This is a genomic window from Brevundimonas sp. TSRC1-1 (genome assembly GCF_049898245.1).
Lineage (GTDB): Bacteria > Pseudomonadota > Alphaproteobacteria > Caulobacterales > Caulobacteraceae > Brevundimonas > Brevundimonas mediterranea_A.
Genome location: NZ_JAFCXI010000001.1, coordinates 647,176 through 672,204, shown reverse-complemented (window position 1 = coordinate 672,204; position 25,029 = coordinate 647,176). Strand labels below are relative to the sequence as shown.

The window sequence follows — 25,029 nt, the reverse complement described above, 5'->3', positions numbered from 1 at the left end:
AAAGAGACCCATGTCCGTCATCGACAAGGCGCTGGCCGCCATAACGCCCCAGCCTAACGAAGAGAAACGCCAAGAGGCCACTCAGAAGGCCAGAGAGGCGGCGGCGCCGGGAGATTGGCTGTCGCTGGCCCTGGATCACCATGACCAGATCCGCGCCGCCTTCGCCGAAGGCCGCAATGTCCGTTCTGCGGCTGACCGCCGCGCCGCCATGGACCGGCTGGCTCTGGTGCTGAACGGCCATTCCCTGGCCGAAGAGATCGTCCTCTATCCGGCTATGGCCCAGAATGATCACAAGGTGCAGGCGGGCGTCGCCTATTCCGAACAGACGACCGCCAAGATGCAGATGGCGGAGTTGGAGAACATCGCCCCTTCCTCGGACGCCTGGCTCGACAAGTGGGGCCACATCGAGGGCGCGGTGCTGACGCACATGTTCGAGGAGGAGAACGGCTGGTTCATCCACCTCAAGGAAAAGGGCGAACATCAGGACCGCCTGACCGCCCGTTACAAGGAGGAGTTCGAGCGCTACGCCGGCGCACTGTGACCGCGTCGCAGTCTGGGCGTTAAGGGCGTTCCGTCTGAACCCGTCCCTTGAAGGGACGGGTTCAGACGGCGGGGGCCGCGAGCTCACTTCCCCCGTACATCCGCCTCCCGGCGCCGGGCCACGGTCGAACGTATCGACCGGTGACGCGGCAGGACCTGGCCGTCGAGGTCGATCATCAGACCGCTTCTCGCCAGCCCGGCTGGTGCAGCCGTCAATGCGGCTTCAGGATCACCTTGGTCCATTCATTCTGGTTTTCCTTGAAGTTCTTGTAGCCCTCCGCCGCCTGTTCGAGAGGCAGGCGGTGGCTGATCAGGTCGGTGGTGTCGATCCCCCCCTCCAGGATCAGCTGAAGCAGCTGCGGCAGGTAGCGCTGGACGTGGGTCTGGCCGGTCTTGAGCGTCAGCCCCTTCTCCATGAAGGCCCCGACGGGGAACTTGTCGGCAAAGCCGCCATAGACGCCCGGCACCGAGACGGTGCCGCCCTTTCGGACCGCCATGATGGTTTCGCGCAGCACATGGGGGCGGTCCGTGCCCAGCCGCGTCTCTTGCTTGACCGCATCGATGATATTGTCGGGCGAGAAGCCGTGGCTCTCCATGCCCACCGCATCAATGCAGCTGTCGGGCCCCAGACCCGCAGTCATCTCCAGCAGGGCTTCGCGCACCTTGACCTCGTGATAGTTCAGCACCTCCGCGCCGTTAGCCTTGGCCAGCGCCAGACGGTTGGGATGATGGTCGATGGCGATGACCCGACCTGCGCCCTGCAGGATGGCGCTCTTGACCGCGAACAGCCCCACCGGGCCGCAGCCCCAGATCGCCACTGTGTCGCCGGGCTGGATCTGCGCGTTCTCCGCGGCCATCCATCCCGTCGGAAAGATGTCCGACAGGAACAGGACCTTCTCGTCCTCGATGCCGTCCGGGATCTTGATCGGACCATAGTCGGAATAGGGGACGCGCGCATATTCCGCCTGCCCTCCCGCAAAGCCGCCGGTCAGATGGGAATAGCCGAACAGGCCGGCGACCGACTGCCCATAGGCGATCTCGGTAGCGTCCGCCTTGTCGGCCGGGTTGGAGTTGTCGCACGCCGCCGGCATCGACTTCTCGCAGAAGAAGCACTGGCCGCAGGCGATGACGAAGGGCACGACGACGCGGTCGCCCTTCTTCAGGCTGGTGTTGCCCCGGCCGACCTCGACCACCTCGCCCATGAACTCATGGCCCAGGATGTCGCCGTTGGACATGCCGGGGATCATGCTGTCGTACAGGTGCAGGTCCGAACCGCAGATGGCGGTGGCGGTGATCTTGATGATGGCGTCGCGAGGATTGACGATCTGCGGGTCAGGGACGGTGTCGACCTGAACATTGTGTTTGCCGTGCCAGGTGAGCGCGCGCATGGGCGTATCCTTATCGAATGGGGACGGAAAAATCAGAAGTGGCGAGAGGCGCGGGGCGCGGCGTCAGGCGCCTTGGAGGTCGAGATCTCGCCCGTCTCCATCAGCTGCTTGAAGCGACGAAGCTCGCGTCGGGCCTGGATGCGGGGTTCGCGCTGCATCACCTTGGCGACGACCTTGCCGACGATCCCCGCAGGCGGCTCGTAGCTGATGAAGACCCGCACCTCCGTGCCCCGCCCGAAGGCGTTGTCTCTGAACGCCACCCAGCCTTCGTGGTCGACGTCGGAGCCTTCGCTGGAAGTCCAGGCGATGCGTTCGCCGGGAACGTCCTCGGTGATTTCGCTGGTCAATTCGACGTCCTTGTCGCCTGGGCCGGCGACGATCCAGCGCGAGCGGCCGTCTCCCAGCACCTCGACCGACTTCACGGTCTCCGAGAAGGTCGGCAGGTTCGTGAGATCGCGCCAGTAGGCGTATAATTCGTCGCGAGGCCGATTGATCAGGACGGCCCTGAGGCTGGACGCCTCGTATTCGCCCTCGCGTCGATCCTTGTCGACGAATGCGGTCGACCCGACATCGGCGTCGGTCGAAACTTCACTATAAGACATGGGTTTAGCTCCGGTCAGCTGAGTTTGGTCAACCACCCGGCCGGAGCTTCGTTCCCAGTGTCCGCGAAGGAACAGGCGCGGCTGCCGGGGGTCGGAAGCCGGACCCAACCCCGGAGTTCCCATGACAGACGCCCTCGCCCAGACCGCCGCCGAAAACGCCCGGCCCTGGCCGAGCAGGCAGGATGGCGGAGCTTGGCTCCGCGCCTGAGCCGAGGCCAGGCAGGAGATCGCCCGCCGATCCTCACGGGGCGGCGTGACATCCGCAGGCGGTCTTCGTCAGGCCGCTGGCATCCAGGATCCGGATCTTCCCCCGCCCGGTGCGCGCTCCCCCGGCGCCCTCAAGCGCCCGGCACGAGCCGTTGACCGTGGAGCGACGGAGCCCGAGCATGTCGCCGATACGCTCCTGCGACAGCAGGATGTCCTGGCGCGGGGCCGCGCGGTGAATGGACAGCAGAAGGTCCGCGACGCGAGCGTTGGCGAGATGTCGGCCGACGCAGACGAGGCGACGTTCCAGCCTGGCGCGTCTGCGGTCCTCTGCGTCCAACAGGTGGAGCATCCCTGCCTCGCCCGCCCGATCGAGCCAATCGACCAAAGCAACCCGATAGATTTCCCCGTCGGTGATCCACTGACCGGCGACGGAGCGGCCGGTCCCGGTCGCCACCACGTGACCCGGTCCCAGGATTTCGGCCGACAGGTCCGAGCCCGCCGCCTCGGTGGCCAGGCAGCCGGAAACGATCACCGCCACCTCCCCCGCCCCGAGGTGGAAGTCGCCCGCGCGGCGGGCCTCGACGACGCCCACCGACAGCGCCCAACGACGTCGCTCAGGCGGCAAGGGCGAGAAGGCCTGCCACAGGCGCAGGGTTTCGGTCGTCAGACCCGAAGCGGCCGAGGCCGGCCGTTGACGCGCAGGCGCGCTCGCATCCGCCAAACAGTCGGGCGCAAAAGCGGAGGATTGTTCTTGGGGCATGCTCTTTCCTGCGCCTCCATTTCGGGGGGCGCATTCACATAGGTGAACGACGCCCCGGGAACCTCTAGTCTCTGTCAGATCGCCGCGACGCCGTGAGGTGGTCGCGGCGATCTGACGCTCAGACAGGCTCGCACTGAAGCCGCAGGAAGGCGGGGTCGAACTCCGCCAGTTCTGCGAGCCTGTCCCAATCCAGAATTTCGATCCGTCCCTGGCCCCAGGTCAGGATGTTCCTGGCGCGGAGATCGGCCACCAGCCGGTTCACGTGCACCGTGGACAGGCCCAGCACGTCGGCCAGGACGGCCTGCGACAAGGGTAGTTCGAACCTACAATCGGTGGCGTGACGCACGACCTCGAGCCGCTTGTAGAGTTCGCACACAAGGTGCGCGAGGTGCGCAAGGGCGCTCCGCCGGCCCATGGACGCGATCCACTGGCGATGGATCGCCGCGTCGATCACGGTGTCGAGCCACAGCAGCCGGGTAAGGTGAGGATGCTCCTCGGTAAGCCGACGCAGAACGGTGTGAGGCGCCGGGGCGATCACGCACTCCGTCAGGGCGACGACGCCATGGTCCATCTGCTTCATCATGAAGCTATGCAGATCGACAAAGTCGCCGCTGACATTCAGTTCGGTGATCTGCCGTCCGCCATCCGCGAGTGTCGAATAGCGAGCCGTGAAGCCGCTGGTGAGCAGAGTGCTGTGCTCCGGCCGCGCGCCCTCCCGGACGATGTCGGTCCCGGCGGCGACGCGTTGCAATGGCCCCAGCACCTCACGAAGCGCCGCCGCTTCTTCAGGCGTCAGAGCATCCCTGCGGCTCAGCTTTTCGATCAGACCGTACAAAATCACCCCACCGCCGCGTAACGTGTCCGGGGTCCAAACGTTGCGAGGCGGCGGGACGTTCACATGGGGATGCGCGTCGCAGAACACGCGCTCGGGGTTGGCCCATGAGGCACGCCAAACCTGCTTCTGCTTCACCCAGTCGGGTGTGGGTGCGGCGCTCCCGAGGCGTGCCCTCGACGGCCATGGAGGACCGGCCTGGGAGTTGGACATCCTTCCAGGGCTGGTCTTGCACGGCCCCGACGTTCAATCTCGCCAGCATATGGGCCACGGCCTTCGCCGACATCGCTTCGGCGATCAGCCCGGTGACGACAGCCCCGGCGGTGTCCGTGCAGAGAATGCGGAACGGACCCGCGCCCCGGACGTCGATCTCGCCGTCCCGCAGCACCTCGCCCGCCAGATCCTCGCCGTCGAGGTCCCGGAATGGGCGTCCATTCAACATGTGAAAATGATAATGCGGCATGGACGCCCGGCGGTTCGAGGGGATCAGTCGAGGAGGACGGTGGTCTTGCCCGCGCCTGGTCCTGCGCCCAAGTCGGCGCCGGTGACGGGGTTCGCGTCCGGATCCGACGCGGTTCGCAGCGCGAAGGCGTTCACGGACGACTCGTCGGCGGACTCGAGGACGACCGAAGCCGAACCGTCGCCGCCGTCGACAGCCATCTGGCTCTCCTGATCCTCGACATACTCCCACTGCTCGCCCTCGTTCCAGGGACCGCGTGTATTCCCCTCGCCCTGCGACAGGTCATAGTATTTGTCGCTGAACTCGGGCACGCCGCCGATCTTGCCGGCGGGGAAGTTGGGATCGATGGCGTAGAGCGCCTTTTCGAATGACTTCTGGTGCGCGACCTCGCGGGTCATCAGGAACATCAGCGCATCCTTGACGCCCGGATCGTCGGTGACGTTGATCAGGCGCTCGTAGACGATCTTGGCGCGGGACTCGGCGGCGATGTTCGACCGCAGGTCGCAAGCCGGATCGCCGATCGAGTCGATATAGGCCGCCGTCCACGGCACGCCCGCCGAGTTCACCAGCGCCGGCGCGCCGCCGTACAGGATTGAGGTCGTGTGGCTCTCGCCCCGATCGTTCAGGGACATGTACAGATCCGCCTCCTCCAGCGCCGCCTCGGCCATCTTCCCCTTGGCGCCGCGGTTCAGCATGGCGACGATCGAACCGATCACCTCCAGGTGGCTAAGCTCCTCGGTGGCGATGTCGAGCAGCATGTCCTTGCGGCCGGCGTCCTCTTCAGCCAGCGCCTGCGTGAAATAGCGCATCGCCGCCGCCAGCTCGCCCTGCGGACCGCCGAATTGCTCGAGCATGAGCGTCGCCAGGCCGGGGTTCGGCTCGGCGACACGCACCGTGTACATCAGTCGCTTGTTGTGAATGAACATTGAGAGGGTCCTCCTGGGGGTGATGGACCCGTAACCGGAAGCCGTCATCGCTGTTCCGAAAGTCACACAGCAGACGTTCGAGCCGGGCGTTCGGCGCGGCGCCCACGTCCCGGCGGAACATCGCCAGACCGTTCTTGGCCAAGCCGAGGTCGCCGAGATCATGACGACGGATTGGGACGCTTCCCGCCCCAGTTCCAGTCCGAACTCAGGGCTGATGCAAGCCCGCGCGACGGCCGGGCTGCGCTCAGGCGATCACGGCCAGCAGCACCGCCACCCAGTGAACGGCGGCGGCGGCCACCACGTGGCCGTGCCAGATGGCCCGTCGGAACCGGAGCGCCTTGCGCGCATAGAAGCCGACCCCGATCGAATACAGCAGACCGCCGACCGCCAGCAGGATCAGCGGCGCGATCCCGAGGCTCTCCATCAACGGCTGCACCGCGATCACCATCAGCCATCCCAGGGCCAGGTAGATCGCGATCCAGAAACCGCGCCCCAGGCCCGGCAGCAGCAACTTGGCCAGGGCGCCGAACAGCGCCGTGGCCCACACCGCCGCCGTCATCCCCCACGCCCAGGCCCCCGTCAGATGTTGGGTGGTGAACGGCGTGTAGGAGCCCGCGATCATGAGGAATATCCCCGCATGGTCGAAGCGCCGCAGCACCGGCTGAAACCGCGCGGGAGCGAAATTATAGGCCGTCGAAAGCGCGAGCATCGTCAACAACCCGCCTGCGTAGATGGCCGAAGCCGCCAGGCGGCCCACATGGCCGAACCCGATCGCCAGACCCAGCAGCATCCCGCCCCCGACGAGAGCGAGCGCCAGACCCGTCAGGTGCACCACCAGATCGGCCAGCCGCGCCTGGGGGTCGTCATAGTGTTTCATGAGCGTGGATGGGTCGGTCACGGGCGTATCCGATGCTGGGTCGCCAACGGCTACACCGCCTCCAGGAGGCGCGCCAAGCGCTGCGGCGATTTCAAGCGTCCAGTCCGAGGATTGCTCAACATGGCCCCCCGATCAACGAACGATCGCCGTCAACGCCCCAGACCGCTTCCGGTGGTGATCGAGGCCAAAGCCCCCGGCAGCAGGGCTTCTTCCTTTGATCCGGAGTTCCGGACCGGAAGCGCGACACGGAGACTATGGGCCGGCCCGCCGCCGTTCGGTGTCGACCTTACCCCTGTAGTTATGTCGCCGAAGCGCCGATCCGTTGAATGGGTTCGCCGAAGAGATTGCCGCCAACAACGAACGCTGCGATTCACTCTCGCCTCGCGCGATAGCTGGCGTCGGTGGCGGAAACAGCTGGCCAGTTTGCGCAGGTATTGGGCGACGCCGCTGGCAACCCGTGGATCGGCGCGGTGGAGAGCCTGGCCTCAGGCCCTGGGCTTTGCGTCACGGGCCGCGCGAGGAGTCGCGGCGTGGCCGGGCGTCTTTTCAACCTGCGCCGCCGGGACGACTGGACGGCCTTTGCCCACGCCGACGGCGTTGAGGCCTGATCGTAGAATGCGGCCAGCCGAAAGACACTGGCGCCAAGTGTGATCGGACGTCTTCGCCGTCTTTCGAACCGGCCACGCTTTGACGCATTTCCAGACAAGACGCGGTGGGTTCGTTCCCTCACCTTGAGCGCAAACTTCACAAGGACAAGTTCATGTCGATGACGGTTGCCGACTTGCTGGCCAAGACCCTGGCTTCAGCCGGCGTAAGCCGGATCTGGGGTGTTACCGGCGACAGTCTGAACGGGCTGAACGACAGCCTCCGACGCTTCGACCAGATCGAATGGATGCATGTCCGCCATGAGGAAACCGCAGCCTTCGCCGCCGGGGCCGAGGCCGCGATCACCGGTAAGCTGGCGGTCTGCGCCGGCAGTTGCGGGCCAGGAAACCTGCATCTGATCAACGGCCTGTTCGACTGTCACCGCAACCGCACGCCGGTCCTGGCCATCGCCGCCCATATTCCCTCGTCGGAAATCGGCCTGGGCTATTTCCAGGAGACCCATCCGCAGGAGCTGTTCCGCGAATGCAGCGACTTCTGCGAACTGGTGTCCAATCCGGCCCAGATGCCGGGCGTCCTGGCGCGCGCCCTGAACACCGCCGTCGGCAAGGGCGGGGTAGCGGTGATCGTCCTGCCCGGCGATGTGGCTCTGGCCCCGGCGTCGGAAGGCGCCTCGCCCGACTGGACCCCGCCCGGCAAGCCGCGCATCACCCCCGCCGTCGCCGATGTGGCCCGGGCCGCCGAACTGCTGAACGGGGCCGAGAAGGTCGCCATCCTGGCGGGCAGCGGCTGCGCCGGCGCCCATGATCAGGTGCTGGCCCTGGCCGAGGCGCTTCAGGCGCCGGTGGTTCACGCCCTGCGCGGCAAGGAGTACGTCGAATGGGACAATCCCTTCGACGTGGGCATGACCGGCCTGATCGGCTTCTCGTCCGGCTATCACGCCATGATGAACTGCGACGCCCTGGTCATGCTGGGCACCGACTTCCCCTATCGCAACTTTTATCCGTCGGACGCCAGGATCATCCAGATCGACCATGACCCGTCCAGCCTGGGCAAGCGCGCCCATCTGGCCCAGGGCGTGGTCGGGGACGTCGCCGAAACCGTCGCCGCCCTGTTGCCGCAGCTGAAGCCGGATCGGTCGCCGCGTTTCCTAGAGGCCGCACGCAAACACTATCAGTCGGCGCGCGCGGGCCTGGATGATCTGGCGCGGCCGTCCGCGAAGGGCCGGCCCATCCATCCCCAATATCTGGCCGAGGTCGTCAGCCGGCTGGCGTCCGACGATGCGATCTTCACCGCCGACGTCGGCACCCCCACCGTCTGGGCGGCGCGGTACCTGAAGATGAACGGGCGGCGGCGGCTGCTGGGATCCTTCAACCACGGCTCCATGGCCAATGCGATGCTTCAGGGCATAGGCGCCCAGGCGGCCGCGCCGGGGCGGCAGGTGATCTCACTGTCGGGGGACGGGGGTTTCACCATGATGATGGGCGACTTCATCAGCCTGTCGCAGCTGGACCTGCCGCTGAAGGTGATCGTCTTCAACAACGGCTCACTGGGGTTCGTGGCCATGGAGATGAAGGCCGGCGGCTTCCTGGACACCGGCACGGATCTGAAGAACCCCGACTTCGCCGCCATGGCGACGGCCATGGGGATCAAGGGCTTCCGCGTAGAAGACTCCGACCAGTTGGAGGACGTCGTCGCCCAGGCCCTGGCCCATCCCGGCCCGGTGCTGATCGACGTGGTCACAGCCGGCCAGGAACTGGTCATCCCGCCGAAGATTAAGCTGGAACAGGCCAAGGGCTTCAGCCTGTTCATGCTGAAGGCGATCATGAACGGACGGGGCGACGAGGTGATCGAACTGGCCCGGACCAACCTCTAGACCGCAGCAGGCCGGGCGGCGTCTGATGACACGCCGGTACAAGACCCGGTCGGACCATCCGGGCGACAAGGGCGGATCGTTGAGGTGCAGAAAGACGTTCCGATGACCGCCGCCCCCGAAGCCTCCGCCGGCCCGGGGCGGGGCCTGATGTTCGCCATGGCCGCAGCCGCCGGGATCGGCGTGGCCAACCCGCGGTTCATGAGCGCCCCCCTCGCTCCCGTGACCGTCCTGGTTCGGAGACACCCCCTCCGTAGGGCTGCGGGATCGCCTACTCCGCTCGATCACCGAAGTGAAGCCTAGAAATTTGATAATCTCAGGTCTTTTTCACGCATTTGTGAATGCTGCCGCCGATCGTAGGGCAAACACCCACGCCTTTGATTTTAATAATTTTTTACGACAATCAACTCTTCGCGACTATCGCGCGCTATTGGCGCCAGGCACGATCCAGGCAACCGACCGAAGCACAGCATGTGCAGCGACTTGGGACCCGTTTCAGGCCCGCCCGTACCGTCGCGCGACTGTCCAGGCGGCTGAACGTTCAGGTCGCCGTGGCGGCGGCAGGCCCCCATGGACGCTAGGGGCCACCACCCTCGGACGTCAGTGTCATAAAACTGGGACCGAAATGTCGGATTCGACGCGCCCGTTCGTCTACAGAGATGGGCGCATTCGCAGGCTGGCCATGAATGGGTTGAAGCAAATTTTGCGTAAAGCGCGCAGAGCGGTCATCCGACGCGGCGTCATGGCGCAGGACGCCGACGATCTTGTCCAGGAAGCCTTCTTGCGGGTCGAGGCGTTCGGGCGCCGCGAGGGGGCGCCCGTCACCGAAGGTCGCGTCGTAGTGGCTGCGGTGAACTTGTCGATTGACGCGGCGCGGCGCCGGCGGGCCGCACCCTTCATCGACCTCGACGACGCGCCGCTGATCGCTGATGAAACGCCGGCTCCCGACGAGATTCTCCGCGCGCGGTCCAAGCTTCGTCACGCGGCCAAGGGATTGGAACGCTTGCCCGAACGTACACGCAGACTTCTATTGGCGCGCCGGATAGAGGGACTCAGCTACGCCCAGATCGCGGAGAAGGAAGGCATGAGCGTCGCCGCGGTGGAAAAGCACGTCGCGCGCGCGACCGTCGAGCTGACGAAGTGGATGGATCAATGGTGACACCGAGTGCATCGCGCCGCGACCGCGTTCGGGCGGAGGCCGCCGTCTGGTTGACACGCATCCAGCGCGAGACCGGCGTGGAGGAAAGCCGCCAGGCCCTACAGGACTGGCTGGCGCTGGATCCCGAGCACCGGCTTGCCTTCCAGCAGGTCACCGAAACCTGGGAGTTCCTGCCCGGCGCGGCGGCGTTGATGTCGCCACAGCACTCAGCGCCTGCGCGCTCGAGTCGAGGCTCCGCCCCTCGCCGCTCGGCGGTCCGACCCGCGCTGGTCGGACTGGGGCTGGCGGCCTGCGTGCTGGCGGCGGTCGGGATCATGGTGATCAAGGGCGGGTCGGTCTATGTCACCGAAGAGGGGCAGCATCGCGCCATGACCCTGGCGGACGGCTCACGCCTGACACTCAACACCGACAGCCGCGCCAAGGTGATCTATTCGGCGACCGAGCGCCGGGTCCGCCTGGATCGCGGGGAAGCGGCGTTCGACGTCGCTCACGATCCGGCCCACCCGTTCGTCGTCGTGGCCGGGACGACGGAAATCCGTGCTCTGGGCACGGCCTTCGTGGTGCGGCGGCAGGGCGATCGAGTTTCGGTGACCCTTGTGCGCGGCAAGGTGCAAATCTCTGGCGCTGGCGCGGACGCACGTGGCGCCAAGCGGGTGTTGGCGACCCTGACCCCGGGCCAACGACTGCAGGTGGCGCCGCAGGCTCAGCCCCAGCTCGACACGCCTTCGATCGAGATGGTGACGGCCTGGGAACAAGGTGAAGTGATCTTCGAAAGCGCCACCCTGGCTGAGGCCGCCAACGAGATGAATCGCTATGGGCCCATCAAGGTCACGGTCGACGCCGATGTCTCGGGCCTGCGGATTTCCGGCGTCTTCGCCACCAACCAGGCCGCCGAGTTCGCCGCCGCCGCGGCCCAGCTCCACGGGCTCAGGGCCGTGCCTCGGGAGGATGGTCTGGACCTGCAGCGATAGGTCCGGCCGCCGCCTCCCCCCGACGCCAACGTCATGAAATCTTTATGTCGGATCGCCGCAAACACTTCGTTTCCCTTGTGAGGGTCGCGCCGGCCCTCTTCAGTTTTCAGGGGATCCAGATGCCTTTCAAACACGCCGCTTTCGCCAGCGCGGCCGTCTCGGTGATGATGGTGGCCGGAGCGGCCCAGGCCCAGGCCCAGTACGCCTTCGACCTGCCCGCCCAGTCTCTCGAGCGTTCGCTGACCGCCGTCGGCCGTCAGACCCAGGTCAATGTCGTCTTCCGCCCCGAGCAGGTCAGCGGCAAAACCGCCGAGGCCCTCAAGGGTCGCTTCACCGCCGATGCCGCACTGCGCCGTCTGCTGGCCGGGTCGGGGCTGGACGTACGAACGACGCCGGGCGGCTCTTACCTGCTCGTCGAGGCTCCCACCCAACTCGTGCAGACCGAGAGCGCGGTGGTCGATGACGTCGTGGTCCTGGGCCGCGGCCGCACGCGCCAGATGCAGACGCTCTCGAAGGCCGAACTGGACAAGTTGGCCCCGGGCACTTCACCTCTTGCGGCGCTGAACAAGCTCCCGGGCGTCAACTTCACATCGTCCGACCCGTTCGGCGCCTATGAGTGGGCCCAACAGGTGACCATCCGCTCGTTCACCACCGACCAGATGGGCTACACTCTGGACGGCCTGCCGCTTGGCAACATGCAGTATCGCAACAACAACGGCCTGAGCATCGGCCGCGCGCTGCTGACCGAGAACAACGGCGCCACCTCGCTGTCCCAGGGCGGCGGCGCCCTGGGAACGGCCTCGACCAACAATATCGGCGGCACGATCGATTTTACCTCCATCGACCCGACCGGCGAGTTCGGCGTCGATATGGCCGGCACCTACGGTAGCGGCGGCACCTGGCGTGGGTTCACGCGGCTCAACACCGGCAGACTACCTGGAGGCGGCAGCCTCTACGCCGCCTATGCGCGCCAGGACACCAAGAAGTGGAAGGCTGCTGGCGAGCAAAACATCGAGCAGATCAATGTGAAGTTCGTCCAGCCGCTGGGCGAAGCCGTGCGCTCGACCACCTTCCTCGACTACGCCGACCGCCGCGAGGACGATTATGCGGACTTGTCCTTTGCCCTGGTCAACCGGCTGGGCTGGAACGTCGATACCATCAGCGACAACTTCCCCCTGGCCGAAGCCCTGGCCACCGCCCTGCAGACCGGCGGCGCCGTTCCCGCGCCGTATCTCAACGCCGACGACGTCTACTACAACGGCGGCGGTGTGCGGCAGGACACCCTGGTCTATGAACGGCTCGACTACGACCTGACGCCGTCGCTGTCGGGATCGACGACCGCCTACTACCACCGCGATCACGGCATCGGCACCTATGCGAGTCCCTACGACGCGACACCCGAGGCGTATGGCGGCTCGCCGGTCTCGGTTTCAGCGTTGCGGTACGATATCGACCGCGCCGGCCTGATCAGTCGCCTGAGCTACACCTTGGGCGACCACAAGCTGGATGCCGGCGTCTGGTACGAGGACAACGACTTTCACCAGGCGGCCTATCTCTATGGCCTGACCAAGGGCGTTGCTCCGACCAATTTCCAGCGCTTCTACGACAATCCCTTCCGCACGCGCTGGGACTATCAGTTCACCACCAAGACCTATCAGTTCCACGTCGGCGACACCTGGTCGGTCACCGACAATCTGAAGGTCAACGCCGGCTTCAAGGCGCTGAACGTCACCAACGAAGCCGAGACGATCACCAGCAACACGCCGATCAACGGCGTGATCAAGGCCAGGGACTACTTCCTGCCCTCGGCCGGGATCCTCTACCGCCTGGACGAGCGCAATGAGATGTTCGCCAGCTTCACGCGCAATATGGCCGCTTTCGTCGCCTCCGCATCCAGCGGCCCCTTCTCGACCACCCAGGCCGGCTTCGACTACATCCGCAGGGATCTGAAGCCCGAGAAGACCCGCACCCTGGAGGCCGGCTATCGCTATTCCCGGGATGGGCTGCTGGCCTCCGTGACCGCCTATGACGTCGCCTTCGAGAACCGCCTGCTGGCCACCTCGATCAGCGCCACGATCGTCGGCAACCAGAACGTCCTGCAGAATGTCGGCGGCGTGACCTCGCGTGGCGTGGAGACGGCGATCAGCTGGCGCTTCGCGCCGGCCTGGTCGCTGTTCGGCAGCTTCGCCTACAACGACGCCAAGTACGACGACGACGTCACGCCGCTCGGCGGCGCGACGATCGCGACGAAGGGCAAACGCGTCGTGGCCGCTCCGAAGACCGTCGGCGGCGCCGAATTGGCCTACGACAACGGTACGGTCTGGTCGAAGGTCACGGCCCACTATCAAGGCGAGCGCTTCTACACCTACCTGAACGACTTGCCGGTCAAGAGTTCGACCGTGTTCGATCTGGCGGCCGGCTACCGCGTCCCGCAGACGAGTGTGGAAGTGCTGCTGAACGTCACCAACCTGTTTGACAAGCGCTACTATTCCTCAGTCGGCACCAGCGGTTTCGTCAACGCCGACCCCACGGGCTCGTACACGACGCTGCAGCAAGGCGCCCCGCGCCAGGTGTTCGCCACCGTGCGGGTCAGTTTCTAGTCCGTATCCCTGACCAAGCCGCCGCCGAGGACGCTCCTCGGCGGCGGCGCTTTTTCGCGCAAGGCCATGATCGAGACCGCCATGAACCGCCGAAGCCTGATTTGTGGAGCGCTCGTTTCCGCCGGCGCCGCCACCGCCGCCACCGCAGCCTCCGCCCAGCCCAAGACAGTGGATTTCAAATTCGTGTTCCTCAGCGACACGCACATCCAGCCCGAGGACGGCGCGGTCGAGGGCGTGCATCGCTGCTTTGCCCAGGTGGCGGCCAGCGACGCCGATTTCGTGGTCCATGGCGGCGACCACGTGTTCGACGCCATGGAAGTAGGGCGCGCGCGCGCCGACGTCCAGATGGCGCTCTATCGCCAGTCCGAACGTCTGCTGGATAAGCCGGTTCGTCACGTCCTGGGCAACCACGACTGTTTCGGGCTGTTTGAGAAGAGCGGAGTGGACCCGTCCGAGCCCGGCTACGGCAAGCGCTACTTCATCGACCAGTTCGGGCCGACCTATTACGGCTTCAGCCACAAGGGCGTGCGGTTCCTTGTCCTGGACTCGATCGGTTTCAAGGGCCGCAACTACGAGGGCCGCATCGACGCCGAGCAGCTGGCATGGCTGCGCGGCGAGTTCGCGATCCTGTCGCCCTCGGATCCGGTGGTGGTCCTGACTCACATCCCGTTGGTGACCGCGCTGGAGTGCTACGAGCCCGAAGACTGGGCGGCCTCGCCCTATGACTGGACTCGGGTGATGAACGGCCGTGAGGTGATGCGACTGTTCCAGAACCACAATGTGTTGGGGGTCTTGCAGGGGCATGGTCACGTACACGAGACCGTCGAGGTCGCCGGGGTGCGCTACATCTCCAGCGGCGCGGTCGCCGGGGCGGACTGGCGCGGTAGCTTCCTGGGCACGCCGGAGGGCTATCTGGAGGTCACCATCGCCAACGGTCGTCTTGATACACGGTTCAGAACCTATGGCTTCACGCCGCCGCGCCGCCACGATGTACCGCTTTGACGCGAAGGCCGCCGCTACGGGGGCCATCTCCTCGCGACGGGTGAATGGCGCAACAGCTGCGTAATCGGGCGGTCCTGCGAAGGGGCAAGCGCCATAGAGCGCTCGGCTCAGTCCGAGATGAAGGGAGACGACGATCCTCCCTCGTTTCAGTCGACACCCATGCTAGTTTTTCGGGGCTTCGGAGCGACCTCCTATGAAGTTCGGGTAGGTCGATAGGCATCGTCAGGTCTGGCCGGTTTGTGATGTGCGCGGTCCTGGCCCTGTCGGCCAGCGGCTATTTCGCTTGGCGCGGTCGCCCCGAGACCAGCGGGTGACGGCGGTGCTGGAGACTGAGCCGCTGATGGAAGCGATCCGGACCAGAGGCGATCATGCTTCACGCCTCGACACCAGTTCCCCTCGACGCCGCAGCCCCTTTCTACACGGCTTCAGTCAACAGCGAACGTCAGCACCGCAATTCTTCTACCGCAAAGCCAAGGGTCGAGCGCACCAGTTCACCCAGGCAAATCGCCCTGTCATCAACCAACCCCTCGCCCAAGGCGGCCTTCGCACACCCTCCTCCCCTCACTCCCACTCGATCGTTCACTCGACAAGAAGGCGCTGATTTATCAGCGCCTTTTCTCTAATCCACGCACCATACCGCGTGAGTTACCGTCACTTGAACAGCGCGTTTGAGTTCATTTGTGAAATTCGAAGTAATATAATTCTAGTGATGTCGCCATCTATCGGCAGGCGGCTTTGCTTCAAGACCGATCAGCACGCCATGACAGTCGACTGCCCAAGTGGACTTACCGTATCATCATACTGACGGCAGCCGTCACTGAAGCCGGACGATACCGTCAGGCTCGCTTGGCGCCCGCGCATCGGAACCAGCCATGAAAACCCTCCTCATCGCCCTGTCCCTGGCCGCCTCTCTGGCCGCCTCCCCAAGCTTCGCCCAGGCCGTCTCAGGCTTCGGCGGCTTCAAGCCCCTGCCGGAGGCGGGCGAACAGCCGGATCCGTCGCGCGTCTATCGCGTCATCTTCGACGTCTCCCAGGGCGGCCCGGACGACAAGCCGCTGAAGGGTCTGGATCGCGTCGCGCGGCTGACGAACATGCTGGCGGCGGGCGGCGTCGACGCCGACCATCGTCAGATCGTCGTCGTCCTGCACGGCGCCGCCACGACTGCGGTCCTGTCCGACGCCGCCTGGGCCGCGCGCGGCAAGGGCGCCGCCAATCCCAACAGCGCCCTGATCCGCGCCCTCCTCGCCGCCGGCGTTCAGGTGCACCTGTGCGGCCAGGCCATGGCGGGCAACGGCGTCACGGAAGCCGAACTCGAGCCGGGCGTGACCGTCGATCTCGCCGCCCTGATGACGGTGATTCACCATCAACAGGCGGGTTATGCGCTGATCGTCAATTGACGGGGGTCATAGGCTGAACCTTTCAGGCGGATAAAAACTATTAGTTTGTGTAAGTATGTATATAAGTGTTGATCAGGATGTCTGAAGGAGACATCACATGACCGGACTTCCCCGCCTCAACGAACCCGCCCCCGACTTCCACGCCCGCACGACCCACGGGGATCGCTGCCTGGCCGACTATCGCGGCAAATGGCTCATTCTCTTTTCCCACCCCTCCGACTTCACCCCGGTCTGCACGACCGAGTTCATTGGCTTCGCCAAGCACGCGGATGAATTCGCCGCGATGAACTGCGAGCTCCTGGGGCTCTCGATCGACAGCATCTTCTCGCACCTGGCCTGGACCCGGAACATCAAGGAGAAGTTCGGCGTCGAAATCCCCTTCCCCATCATCGAGGATCTGAAGATGGAGGTGGCCCAGGCCTATGGGATGATCCATCCGGGCGCAGCCGACACCTCAGCCGTTCGCGCGACCTTCCTGATCGATCCGGAAGGCAAGCTTCGCGCCATGGTCTATTACCCCATGAGCAACGGCCGCAGCATCGACGAGTTCGTCCGACTGCTGACCGCCATCCAGACGTCGGACGCCAATGGCGTGGCGACCCCGGAAGACTGGCGCCCGGGCCAGCCGGCCATCGTGCCCCCGCCCAAGACCGCCGCGGCGGCCGAGGCCCGCGCCTCCGAAGGCTACACCTACACCGACTGGTACTTCTCGACGCGCGAGCTCCCCGACGCCCCGAAAGCCGCCTAATCGGACGCCGGCCGGACCGCGGCAGCGGTCCGGCCCTCCCTTTCCCGGACGCGAAAGGAGCTCACATGGGCGGCCTAAGACGAATCCAAGAGGCGGAATCTACCGACCTTCAGGCCGCTTCGCCATGCCGAACTACATACTTGCGCCAAGTATGAATATATCTATATATGAACACCCAACGGAGACGCCCCCATGTCCTCGCACCCCCAAGACCCCATCCGTGAACAGGCCGCTGAAATCGTGCGCGCCGCCCTGGCGGACGCCACGCAACGTCCTGTTGTGAAGTCCTTTTTTGACGAAGCGACCTTTACGGTCAGCCATGTGGTGCGCGACCCCGGCTCCAAGGTCTGCGCCATCATCGACAGCGTGCTCGACTACGATCCGGCCTCCGGCCGAACCTCGAACGCCTCCGCCGACGCCGTGATTGACTACGTGAAGTCCGAAGATCTCCAGGTGCAGTGGCTGCTGGAGACCCACGCCCACGCCGACCACCTGTCGGCCGCACCCTATCTGCAGGAAAAACTGGGCGGCCGGCTCGCCATCGGCCACGAGATTCTCACTGTGCAGGCCGTATTCGGCAAGATCTTCAACGAGGGAACCGAATTCCGCCGCGACGGCAGCCAATTCGACCAGTTGTTCAATGACGGCGACCGGTTCCGCATCGGCGGGCTGCAGGCCATGGCGCTGCATGTGCCGGGCCACACGCCCGCCTGCCTGGCCTATGTGATCGGCGATGCGGTCTTTCCCGGCGACACCATGTTCATGCCGGACTATGGCACGGCGCGCTGCGACTTCCCCGGCGGCGACGCCCGGACCCTGTATCGCTCGATCCATCGCCTGACCGCCCTGCCGGATGAGGCGCGGGTCTATCTATGCCACGACTACAAGGCGCCGCCCGGCCGCGATGAATTCGCCTGGGAGACCACCATCGGCGCCCAGCGCACCGGCAATATCCATATTCGCGACGGCGTCTCCGAGGACGCGTTCGTGGCCATGCGCACCCAACGCGACGCCACCCTGCCCATGCCCCGGCTGATCCTGCCGTCGGTCCAGGTCAATATGAATGGCGGCCGCCCGCCGGAGCCCGAGGCCAACGGGGTTCGCTACCTCAAGGTCCCGCTGAACGCGCTGTGAACCTTCAGCGCGCCGGCCGGCCTGAGCCGCAAGACCTGAACCCGATCCGCAAGCAGGAAGACCGAGCGATGGATATCCGCCCGCTGGACGACGCCCTTTCGGCCTCCCCCCAGATCGCCTTGCAGGACCTGGCCGCCGTCGCGGCCCAGGGCTTTCGATCCGTGATCTCGAACCGGCCCGACGGCGAAGACCCCGATCAGCCCAGCGCCGCCGAATTCCGCCAGGCCGCCGAGGCCGTCGGCCTGGCGTTCGCCCATGTGCCCGTGGTCGGAGGCGCCATATCCGACGCCGATGTGGCGGCCTTCCGCCGGACCCTCGACGCCCTGCCCCAGCCTGTGTTCGGCTTTTGCCGCACCGGCACGCGCACCACCACCCTGTGGGCGCTCGCCCGCGCGGCCGACGAAGCCGACCGCCTGATCCAACGCGCCCAGGCGGCCGGTTACGACCTGTCGGCGCTTCGTCCACGCCTGGAAAGCGCGCGCTGACCCCATGGATCTTTCCCCTCTTCAATACGGCCTCGGCGCCGGCGCGGGTTCGCTGGTCGGTTTCAGCCTGGGTCTGGTCGGCGGGGGCGGGTCCATCCTGGCCGTGCCGCTGATCGTCTATCTGGTCGGGGTCAAGGATCCCCACCTCGCCATCGGCACCAGCGCCTTCGCCGTGGCCGCCAACGCCTTCGCCAACCTGCTGAACCACGCCCGACACGGCACTGTGAAGTGGAAGATCGCCGGCCTGTTCGCCCTGGCTGGCGTCCTCGGCGCCGTCCTGGGCTCGACCCTGGGCAAGGCGGTGGACGGCCAGAAGCTGCTGGCCCTGTTCGCCGTCCTGATGCTGATAGTCGGAGCGCTGATGCTGAGGGGCCGCTCGGCCGCCGGCGACCCCGATGTGGTTCTGACGCCGGGCAATGCGCCGAAGCTGATCGGAACCGGCGTCCTGACCGGGGTGATGTCCGGCTTCTTCGGCATCGGCGGCGGGTTTCTGATCGTGCCCAGCCTGATGGTCTCGACCCGTATGCCCATCTATTACGCCGTCGGCTCCTCGCTGGTCGGCGTGACGGCCTTTGGCCTGACCACGGCCTTCAACTATGCGCTGGACGGCTGGGTGGACTGGCCCCTGGCGGCGATCTTCATCGGCGGCGGCGTCCTGGGCGGCCTGCTGGGCGCGCGCCTGGCCAAGAGTCTGTCAGGACAAAAGGGCGTCCTGAACACCGTGTTCGCAATCCTGATCTTCGTCGTCGCCGTATACATGCTGTACCGAAGCATCGACGCGCTCGGCCTGGTTTTATAGGATAGGATCATGGAGTTCGACGCTCTCATTCTGGCCCGAATGCAGTTCGCATTCACGGTCGCCTTCCACATCGTCTTCCCGGCCTTCTCCATCGGCCTGGCCAGTTATCTGGCCGTGCTGGAAGGGCTCTGGTTGAAGACCGGCCGTGACCTGTACCTGAACCTGTTCAACTACTGGCTGAAGATCTTCGCCGTCGCCTTCGGCATGGGCGTCGTGTCAGGCCTGGTGATGTCCTATCAGTTCGGCACCAACTGGTCGGTCTTCTCCGACAAGGCCGGTCCCGTCATCGGCCCCCTGATGGCCTATGAGGTGCTCAGCGCCTTCTTCCTCGAGGCCGGATTCCTGGGCGTCATGCTGTTCGGCCTGAAGCGGGTAGGCAAGAAGCTGCACTTCCTGGCGACCCTGATGGTCGCCATCGGCACCTTCGCCTCCGCCTTCTGGATCCTGTCGGTCAACAGCTGGATGCAGACGCCCCAGGGCTACGCCATCAACGACGTGGGCCAGTTCGTGCCGGCCGACTGGTTCAAGATCGTCTTCAATCCCTCCTTCCCCTATCGCCTCGCCCACATGCTGCTGGCGGCCTATCTGACCACTGGCCTGGTGGTCGGCGCGGTCGGCGCCTGGCACCTGCTGAAAGAGCGGACCAACAAGGGCGCGCGCAAGATGTTCGCCATGGCCACGGGCATGATCCTGGTCGCCGCCCCGGTCCAGATCTTCATCGGCGACATGCACGGGCTGAACACGCTGGAGCACCAGCCCGCCAAGGTCATGGCGATGGAAGGCCATTTCGAAAGCCACCCGGACGGCGCCCCCCTGATCCTGTTCGGTCTGCCTGACCGCGAGGCCGCCACCGTCCGCGGCGCAGTCGAGATTCCCAAGCTGTCGTCCCTGATCCTGAAGCACGACCCGAACGCGCCCCTGGCCGGCCTGGACACCATCGATCGCGCCGACTGGCCGCCGGTGGAGATCGTCTTCTGGTCCTTCCGCGTCATGGTGGGCCTGGGCATGGCCATGCTGCTGCTGGGCCTGTGGGGCCTTTATGCCCGCCTGCGCAGACGTCTCTACGACGCGCCCTGGCTCCACCGGTTCGCCCTGGTCATGGGGCCGATGGGATTCGTCGCCGTGCTGGCGGGCTGGATCACCACAGAGGTGGGGCGTCAGCCCTGGACGGTCTACGGCCTGTTGCGCACGGCCGACAGCGCCGCGCCGCTGGACGCCCCTGCGGTCGCCAGTTCCCTGGCCGCCTTCGCCGTCGTCTATTTCACGGTGTTCGGCGCCGGGGTCTTCTACATCCTGCGCCTGATGAGCCATGCGCCGCACCGGGGCGAGCCGGGCGTGGCGGAAACGCCGATCCGCACGGCGGGCATCACCCCCGCCCCCGCCATCGACCCCGACCGTCCCATCCCCACGGGCGAGGAGACCGATCATGAACATTGATCTGACCCTGATCTGGGCCGGTCTGCTGGCCTTCGCCGTCTTCGCCTATATCGTCATGGACGGGTTCGACCTGGGCGTGGGCATCCTGTTCCCGACGCTGAAGCCGGGCGATCAGCGCGACAAGGCGATGAACTCCATCGCCCCGGTGTGGGACGGCAACGAAACCTGGTTGATCCTGGGCGGCGGCGGCCTGTTCGCCGCCTTTCCGCTGGCCTACGCCGTGCTGATGCCGGCGGTCTATACGCCGATCATCGCCATGCTGCTGGGCCTGGTCTTCCGGGGCGTCGCCTTCGAATACCGCTGGCGCACGGTGCGCGCCAAGCCGGTCTGGGACGTGGCCTTCTTCGGCGGCTCGCTGCTGGCCGCCTTCTCCCAGGGCGTGACCCTGGGGGCCATTCTGCAGGGGGTCGAGGTTTCCGGCCGGGCCTATGGCGGCGGGTGGTGGGACTGGCTCAGTCCCTTCAGCCTGCTGACCGGCGCCGCCGTCGTCGTCGGCTACGCCCTGCTGGGCGCCACCTGGCTGAACATGAAGACGGAAGGCGCGCTCCAGTCCCACGCCCGTTCCCAGGCCTGGAAGCTGGGTCCGGCGACCCTGCTGATGATCGGCGCGGTCAGCCTGGCCACGCCCTTCCTCGACGGCGAATACGCGCGTCGCTGGTTCGACTGGCCCGGCGTCCTGCTGACGGCCCAAGTGCCGTTGCTGGTCGTGATTCTGGCGGCCGCATTCTTCTGGACCATGCGCCAGAAGCGCGAGGTCTGGCCCTTCCTGCTGTCCCTGGGCCTGTTCGCCGTCACCTTTGCGGGCCTGGGCGTCAGCATCTTCCCCTATGCGGTGCCCGACGAGATCACCCTGTGGCAGGCCGCCGCCCCGGCCTCCAGCCAGATGTTCATGCTGGTCGGCGCCCTGATCCTGATCCCGATCATCCTGGCCTACACCGCCTATGCCTACTGGGTGTTCCGCGGCAAGGTCGGCGACGACGGTTACCACTGATGCGCCGTGGTCCGACAAGCGGGCTCCGGCAGGGCCTGTGGTTCGTCGCCCTCTGGGTGCTGGGCGTGGGCGTCCTGGGCGTGATCGCCTATCTGCTGCGCGGCGTCCTGAAGCTGGCCGGCGGATGAGCCCGCAGACGCCGAACCGCTGGCCCTGGCCGCCGCTCATCATGGGCGGGGCCGTCCTTGTCGCGTTCCTCGCGGCGCGCCTATGGACGCCGCCGCCGCTGTTTCCCGGCGCCTTTACAGCCGGCGGCCTCCTGGTCGCCCTCGCCCTTGGCCTGGACCTCTGGGCCATGCTGGAGATGCGGCGGCGGCGCGCCAACATCCTGCCGCACCGGGCGGCGACAGCCCTCGTCACGACCGGTCCTTTCGCCTGGAGCCGCAACCCGATCTATCTCGCCAACGGGCTGCTGCTGCTCGGCCTCGGCGGCCTGTTCGACAACGCCTGGTTCTTCGTGGCCGCCCCCGTCGCCGCCTTCGCCACCGACCGCCTCGCCATCCGGCGCGAGGAACGACACCTGGCGGCCCTCTTCGGCGCAGCGTGGTCCGACTATGCCGGCCGGGTGCGCCGCTGGCTCGGACGGCGGATGACGTCGTGATCACCCTAAGGCTGGCTTAAGCTTGGCGCGTCCTGTTGCGACAGGCATCGACCTCGGCGAACTTTGAGCCCCCCTCGGCCAAGGGAACACGCTTCTGGTGGATGGTATCCTCATAAGAGGCGCACTCGCCACCACCGGACAAACGACAAACGTCTAGGACGGTTGGCGTGTCCAGGTTGGCTAGCGCCCGCGAAGAGACGCGTCATGCCCCTTTCGCGCCCCACAGACACCTACCCTATCCAGTCGCTACCGTGAGGCTACGGGGCGCGGCATGTGAACCAAGCAGCTATGCTTCAATCACTACTCCGCAATCATCTCGCCAGAGGCCGCCCCGTATGACTGCCCCATCACTCCCACTCGATCCTTCAATAGACCAGAAGGCGCTGATTTATCGGCGCCTTTTCTCTCATCCGCGCACCATACCGTGCGAGCTACCGTCACTTGGACAGCGCTTTTGAATTCATTGGTGAAATTCGACGTAATAAAATTCTAGTGATGTCGCCATCTATCGGCAGGCAACTCTGCTTCAAGACCAACCAGCACCGCTATGACAAGCGAATAGGCAGCTGGACTATACCGTATCATCAAACCGACAACAGACGCCACTGAAGCCGGTTGATACCGTCAGTCTCGCTTGGCCGAGTTGTTCAAAGACTCTGACGCCTGCTCCGGAATTGTCACCTCAACACGAAGACCGCCTCCTGGTGAGCGCAAGAACTGCACCTGTCCCCCATGGGCCTTCACAGTGGCGAGGACGATAGAGAGGCCCAGACCGCTCCCTCCGGTAGGGGCATTCGACGCGCGGAAAAAGCGCCGTCCCAAACGATGCAGATCCGAGAAGGCCACGCCCGGTCCGTCGTCCTCGACGATCAAGCGTCCGGAAGTCGGGTCGTAGCTGATCAGGATTGAAGACTCTGCGTGCGCCTGTGCGTTGGCGAGAAGATTGGCGGCCGCTGCCCCGAAGCGATCTGGATCCACGTTGAGCAGGGCGTCACCATCGACAAACGAGACCCGACCATCGCCTTCCGCTCCTGCAAACAGCGCTCGGAGCGTCACCCAGCGGCGATCCTCGTCGCTAACCGGCATCTCGTCCTCGCGCGCCAGGGCGAGAAGCCCCGTGACGAGGCGGGCGGTGCGATCGACGGAAGTCTGGATCTGCTCCAGCGCGCGGCTTCGAACGGCAGGATCCGAAGACGACGCCGCAATCTGCGCCTGGACACGCAGGCCTGCCAGAGGCGTACGCAACTCGTGCGCGGCGGCGGCCGTGAACTCGGCCTCGCGACGCCGCGCTGCGCCAAGGCGTGACATCAGGTCGTTCAGCGCCAGGGCGAAGGGACGGAGTTCGCGGGCGTCCGGCGATACGTCCAACGCCGTCAGGTCTTCCGCATCCCGTACCGCAAGGCTGCGGGTCATTTGTCGAATAGGGGCCAGCCCCCGCCCAACCGACCACCAGATCAGCACGCCCAGCGCCAGCAGACCGAGGACCGCCGGACCGATCAAGGCGGTGACGACATTGCCGACCAGGTGTTCGCGAACGGCCAGATTGTCCCCAACCATGACCCGGAAGCCGGCGTCACGATCATGCACCGTATAGACACGCCAGCGCTCGCCCCGGATCGTGCGCTCAGAAAATCCGTCGCCCCCTTCCGACAACCGCTCGGCAGGCGCGCTTTGGGAACGGCCGATCAGATCGCCTTCCAGCGACCAGATCTGGCAGGAGAGCTGACGGTCGTAGACATCGGCGGCCCCGGTGTCCGGAGCCTGGATCGCCGGGCGCACGCTGCCGGCCTGCATCAGGGACGAAACCATGCGGGCCGACTCCATCAGGCGCCGGTCCAGCACCCGCTGCACTTCGGCCCGGGTCTGGATTTCGACCCAGACGACCGCGCCGCCCCAGACCAGGGCGGTCACGAGCGCGAGAGTGACGAACAGACGCAGGCGGATCGAGCTCATTGCAGGGTGTATCCCACGCCGCGGACGGTGCGGATGAAGCCGGCTCCCAACTTGGCCCGCAGATAGTGGATGTGCACTTCCACGGCGTTGGAGCCGATCTCCTCCTGCCAGCCGTACAGGCGTTCTTCCAGCTGACTGCGCGAGAGGACCTGTGCGGGCCGTTCCATCAGGGCCTCCAGGATAGCGAACTCACGTCTTGAAAGGGGCAGGTCCCCCTCTTCACGCCAAGCCAGACGCGACTTGGGATCGATGGTCACCCCGCCGTGGCGCAAGGCGGGGGTCGAACGTCCGAGCAGGCGACGCCGCACCGCGCGCAATCGCGCGGCCAGCTCGTCGAGATCGAACGGTTTGCCGACATAATCGTCCGCACCGGCGTCCAGACCCACAATGCGGTCCCGACTGTCATCGCGCGCCGACAAAACCACCACGCCGACATCCATGTCGCGCTCTCGAACGAAACGCAGCACCGAAAGGCCGTCGCCGTCAGGAAGACCCAGGTCCAGCACGACCGCATCGAACGCCGAGCTTTCCAGCGCCGCGAGGGCGTCCTCGACCCGCCCGACGACTTCGACCGTCCAGCCGCAGGCGCTGAGCCCGACCTGCAGACCGTCGGCGAGAACGGGATCGTCTTCTATGGCGAGCAATCTCATGCGGTGTGACGTGCAAGCTCCGGCTTAAGCCTGA

At 65.9% G+C, this 25,029-nt stretch carries 23 protein-coding genes and 1 pseudogene; 16 read left to right on the top strand and 8 right to left on the bottom strand.

Features of this window, described 5'->3' with window-relative positions:
* The first annotated feature begins 10 nt into the window (after nucleotides 1–10).
* On the top strand, nucleotides 11–541 hold the full coding sequence (locus ACP7CK_RS03400) for a hemerythrin domain-containing protein (protein WP_426025114.1): 531 nt from the start codon (nucleotides 11–13) through the stop codon (nucleotides 539–541).
* Between the two features lie 211 nt (nucleotides 542–752).
* Here ACP7CK_RS03400 and ACP7CK_RS03395 read toward each other — a convergent pair whose 3' ends face one another.
* From ACP7CK_RS03395 to trhA, 6 genes are all read right to left on the bottom strand, one after another.
* Nucleotides 753–1,928, bottom strand: coding sequence for a zinc-dependent alcohol dehydrogenase (locus ACP7CK_RS03395; protein ID WP_035305121.1), 1,176 nt, complete (start codon nucleotides 1,926–1,928; stop codon nucleotides 753–755).
* A 32-nt stretch (nucleotides 1,929–1,960) separates the two neighbouring features.
* Complete coding sequence (locus ACP7CK_RS03390; protein ID WP_008263669.1) at nucleotides 1,961–2,530, bottom strand: SRPBCC family protein; 570 nt, start codon at nucleotides 2,528–2,530, stop codon at nucleotides 1,961–1,963.
* A 241-nt stretch (nucleotides 2,531–2,771) separates the two neighbouring features.
* Nucleotides 2,772–3,497, bottom strand: coding sequence for a Crp/Fnr family transcriptional regulator (locus tag ACP7CK_RS03385; RefSeq protein ID WP_426025113.1), 726 nt, complete (start codon nucleotides 3,495–3,497; stop codon nucleotides 2,772–2,774).
* A gap of 118 nt (nucleotides 3,498–3,615) precedes the next feature.
* Nucleotides 3,616–4,467 (bottom strand): Crp/Fnr family transcriptional regulator, encoded by an 852-nt coding sequence (locus ACP7CK_RS03380; protein ID WP_426025112.1) that lies wholly within the window; start codon nucleotides 4,465–4,467, stop codon nucleotides 3,616–3,618.
* 348 nt (nucleotides 4,468–4,815) lie between these two features.
* Nucleotides 4,816–5,715 carry a manganese catalase family protein gene (locus ACP7CK_RS03375; protein ID WP_426025111.1) on the bottom strand — a complete coding sequence of 300 codons (900 nt, stop codon included), beginning with the start codon at nucleotides 5,713–5,715 and terminating at the stop codon, nucleotides 4,816–4,818.
* A gap of 244 nt (nucleotides 5,716–5,959) precedes the next feature.
* A complete protein-coding gene (trhA, locus tag ACP7CK_RS03370; protein WP_052004630.1) occupies nucleotides 5,960–6,592 on the bottom strand; it encodes a PAQR family membrane homeostasis protein TrhA in 633 nt (210 codons plus the stop codon).
* Between the two features lie 760 nt (nucleotides 6,593–7,352).
* Between trhA and poxB the strand changes: the two genes are divergently transcribed.
* From poxB to ACP7CK_RS03295, 15 genes and pseudogenes are all read left to right on the top strand, one after another.
* Nucleotides 7,353–9,071: a ubiquinone-dependent pyruvate dehydrogenase gene (gene poxB / locus ACP7CK_RS03365; RefSeq protein WP_040350006.1), complete on the top strand. Its 1,719-nt coding sequence runs from the start codon at nucleotides 7,353–7,355 to the stop codon at nucleotides 9,069–9,071.
* 622 nt (nucleotides 9,072–9,693) lie between these two features.
* Nucleotides 9,694–10,227, top strand: a complete 534-nt coding sequence (locus ACP7CK_RS03360; protein ID WP_231492412.1) for an RNA polymerase sigma factor — start codon at nucleotides 9,694–9,696, stop codon at nucleotides 10,225–10,227.
* On the top strand, nucleotides 10,221–11,198 hold the full coding sequence (locus tag ACP7CK_RS03355) for a FecR family protein (protein WP_035305158.1): 978 nt from the start codon (nucleotides 10,221–10,223) through the stop codon (nucleotides 11,196–11,198). The genes ACP7CK_RS03360 and ACP7CK_RS03355 overlap by 7 nt, the downstream gene beginning before the upstream one ends.
* Before the next feature lie 119 nt (nucleotides 11,199–11,317).
* The gene (locus ACP7CK_RS03350) at nucleotides 11,318–13,798 is read left to right on the top strand and encodes a TonB-dependent receptor domain-containing protein (RefSeq protein ID WP_426025110.1); all 2,481 of its coding nucleotides are present in this window, start codon (nucleotides 11,318–11,320) and stop codon (nucleotides 13,796–13,798) included.
* Nucleotides 13,799–13,864: 66 nt separating this feature from the next.
* Nucleotides 13,865–14,800 (top strand): metallophosphoesterase family protein, encoded by a 936-nt coding sequence (locus ACP7CK_RS03345; protein ID WP_426025109.1) that lies wholly within the window; start codon nucleotides 13,865–13,867, stop codon nucleotides 14,798–14,800.
* A gap of 190 nt (nucleotides 14,801–14,990) precedes the next feature.
* Nucleotides 14,991–15,105: pseudogene (locus ACP7CK_RS03340) on the top strand (IS3 family transposase); the annotation flags it as partial.
* A gap of 567 nt (nucleotides 15,106–15,672) precedes the next feature.
* Nucleotides 15,673–16,197 (top strand): DsrE family protein, encoded by a 525-nt coding sequence (locus ACP7CK_RS03335; RefSeq protein ID WP_426025108.1) that lies wholly within the window; start codon nucleotides 15,673–15,675, stop codon nucleotides 16,195–16,197.
* A gap of 97 nt (nucleotides 16,198–16,294) precedes the next feature.
* A complete protein-coding gene (locus ACP7CK_RS03330) occupies nucleotides 16,295–16,945 on the top strand; it encodes a peroxiredoxin (RefSeq protein ID WP_426025107.1) in 651 nt (216 codons plus the stop codon).
* 192 nt (nucleotides 16,946–17,137) lie between these two features.
* Complete coding sequence (locus tag ACP7CK_RS03325) at nucleotides 17,138–18,079, top strand: MBL fold metallo-hydrolase (protein WP_426025106.1); 942 nt, start codon at nucleotides 17,138–17,140, stop codon at nucleotides 18,077–18,079.
* Nucleotides 18,076–18,564 (top strand): TIGR01244 family sulfur transferase, encoded by a 489-nt coding sequence (locus tag ACP7CK_RS03320; RefSeq protein ID WP_426025105.1) that lies wholly within the window; start codon nucleotides 18,076–18,078, stop codon nucleotides 18,562–18,564. Before ACP7CK_RS03325 ends, ACP7CK_RS03320 begins: the two co-directional genes overlap by 4 nt.
* Nucleotides 18,565–18,568: 4 nt before the next feature.
* A complete protein-coding gene (locus ACP7CK_RS03315) occupies nucleotides 18,569–19,363 on the top strand; it encodes a sulfite exporter TauE/SafE family protein (RefSeq protein WP_426025104.1) in 795 nt (264 codons plus the stop codon).
* A 9-nt stretch (nucleotides 19,364–19,372) separates the two neighbouring features.
* Nucleotides 19,373–20,800, top strand: coding sequence for a cytochrome ubiquinol oxidase subunit I (locus ACP7CK_RS03310; RefSeq protein ID WP_426025103.1), 1,428 nt, complete (start codon nucleotides 19,373–19,375; stop codon nucleotides 20,798–20,800).
* On the top strand, nucleotides 20,790–21,791 hold the full coding sequence (gene cydB / locus ACP7CK_RS03305; RefSeq protein WP_426025102.1) for a cytochrome d ubiquinol oxidase subunit II: 1,002 nt from the start codon (nucleotides 20,790–20,792) through the stop codon (nucleotides 21,789–21,791). Before ACP7CK_RS03310 ends, cydB begins: the two co-directional genes overlap by 11 nt.
* The gene (locus ACP7CK_RS03300) at nucleotides 21,791–21,919 is read left to right on the top strand and encodes a hypothetical protein (protein ID WP_426025101.1); all 129 of its coding nucleotides are present in this window, start codon (nucleotides 21,791–21,793) and stop codon (nucleotides 21,917–21,919) included. Before cydB ends, ACP7CK_RS03300 begins: the two co-directional genes overlap by 1 nt.
* Entirely contained in the window at nucleotides 21,916–22,392 is a 477-nt protein-coding gene (locus ACP7CK_RS03295; protein ID WP_426025100.1) for a methyltransferase family protein, read from the top strand. The genes ACP7CK_RS03300 and ACP7CK_RS03295 overlap by 4 nt, the downstream gene beginning before the upstream one ends.
* Before the next feature lie 624 nt (nucleotides 22,393–23,016).
* On the opposite strand, the gene ACP7CK_RS03290 is transcribed toward ACP7CK_RS03295, so the two are convergent.
* Together ACP7CK_RS03290 and ACP7CK_RS03285 are read right to left on the bottom strand one after the other, a co-directional pair.
* Nucleotides 23,017–24,345, bottom strand: a complete 1,329-nt coding sequence (locus ACP7CK_RS03290) for an ATP-binding protein (protein WP_426025099.1) — start codon at nucleotides 24,343–24,345, stop codon at nucleotides 23,017–23,019.
* Nucleotides 24,342–24,995 carry a response regulator gene (locus ACP7CK_RS03285; protein WP_008264155.1) on the bottom strand — a complete coding sequence of 218 codons (654 nt, stop codon included), beginning with the start codon at nucleotides 24,993–24,995 and terminating at the stop codon, nucleotides 24,342–24,344. The genes ACP7CK_RS03290 and ACP7CK_RS03285 overlap by 4 nt, the downstream gene beginning before the upstream one ends.
* Nucleotides 24,996–25,029 lie beyond the last annotated feature (34 nt).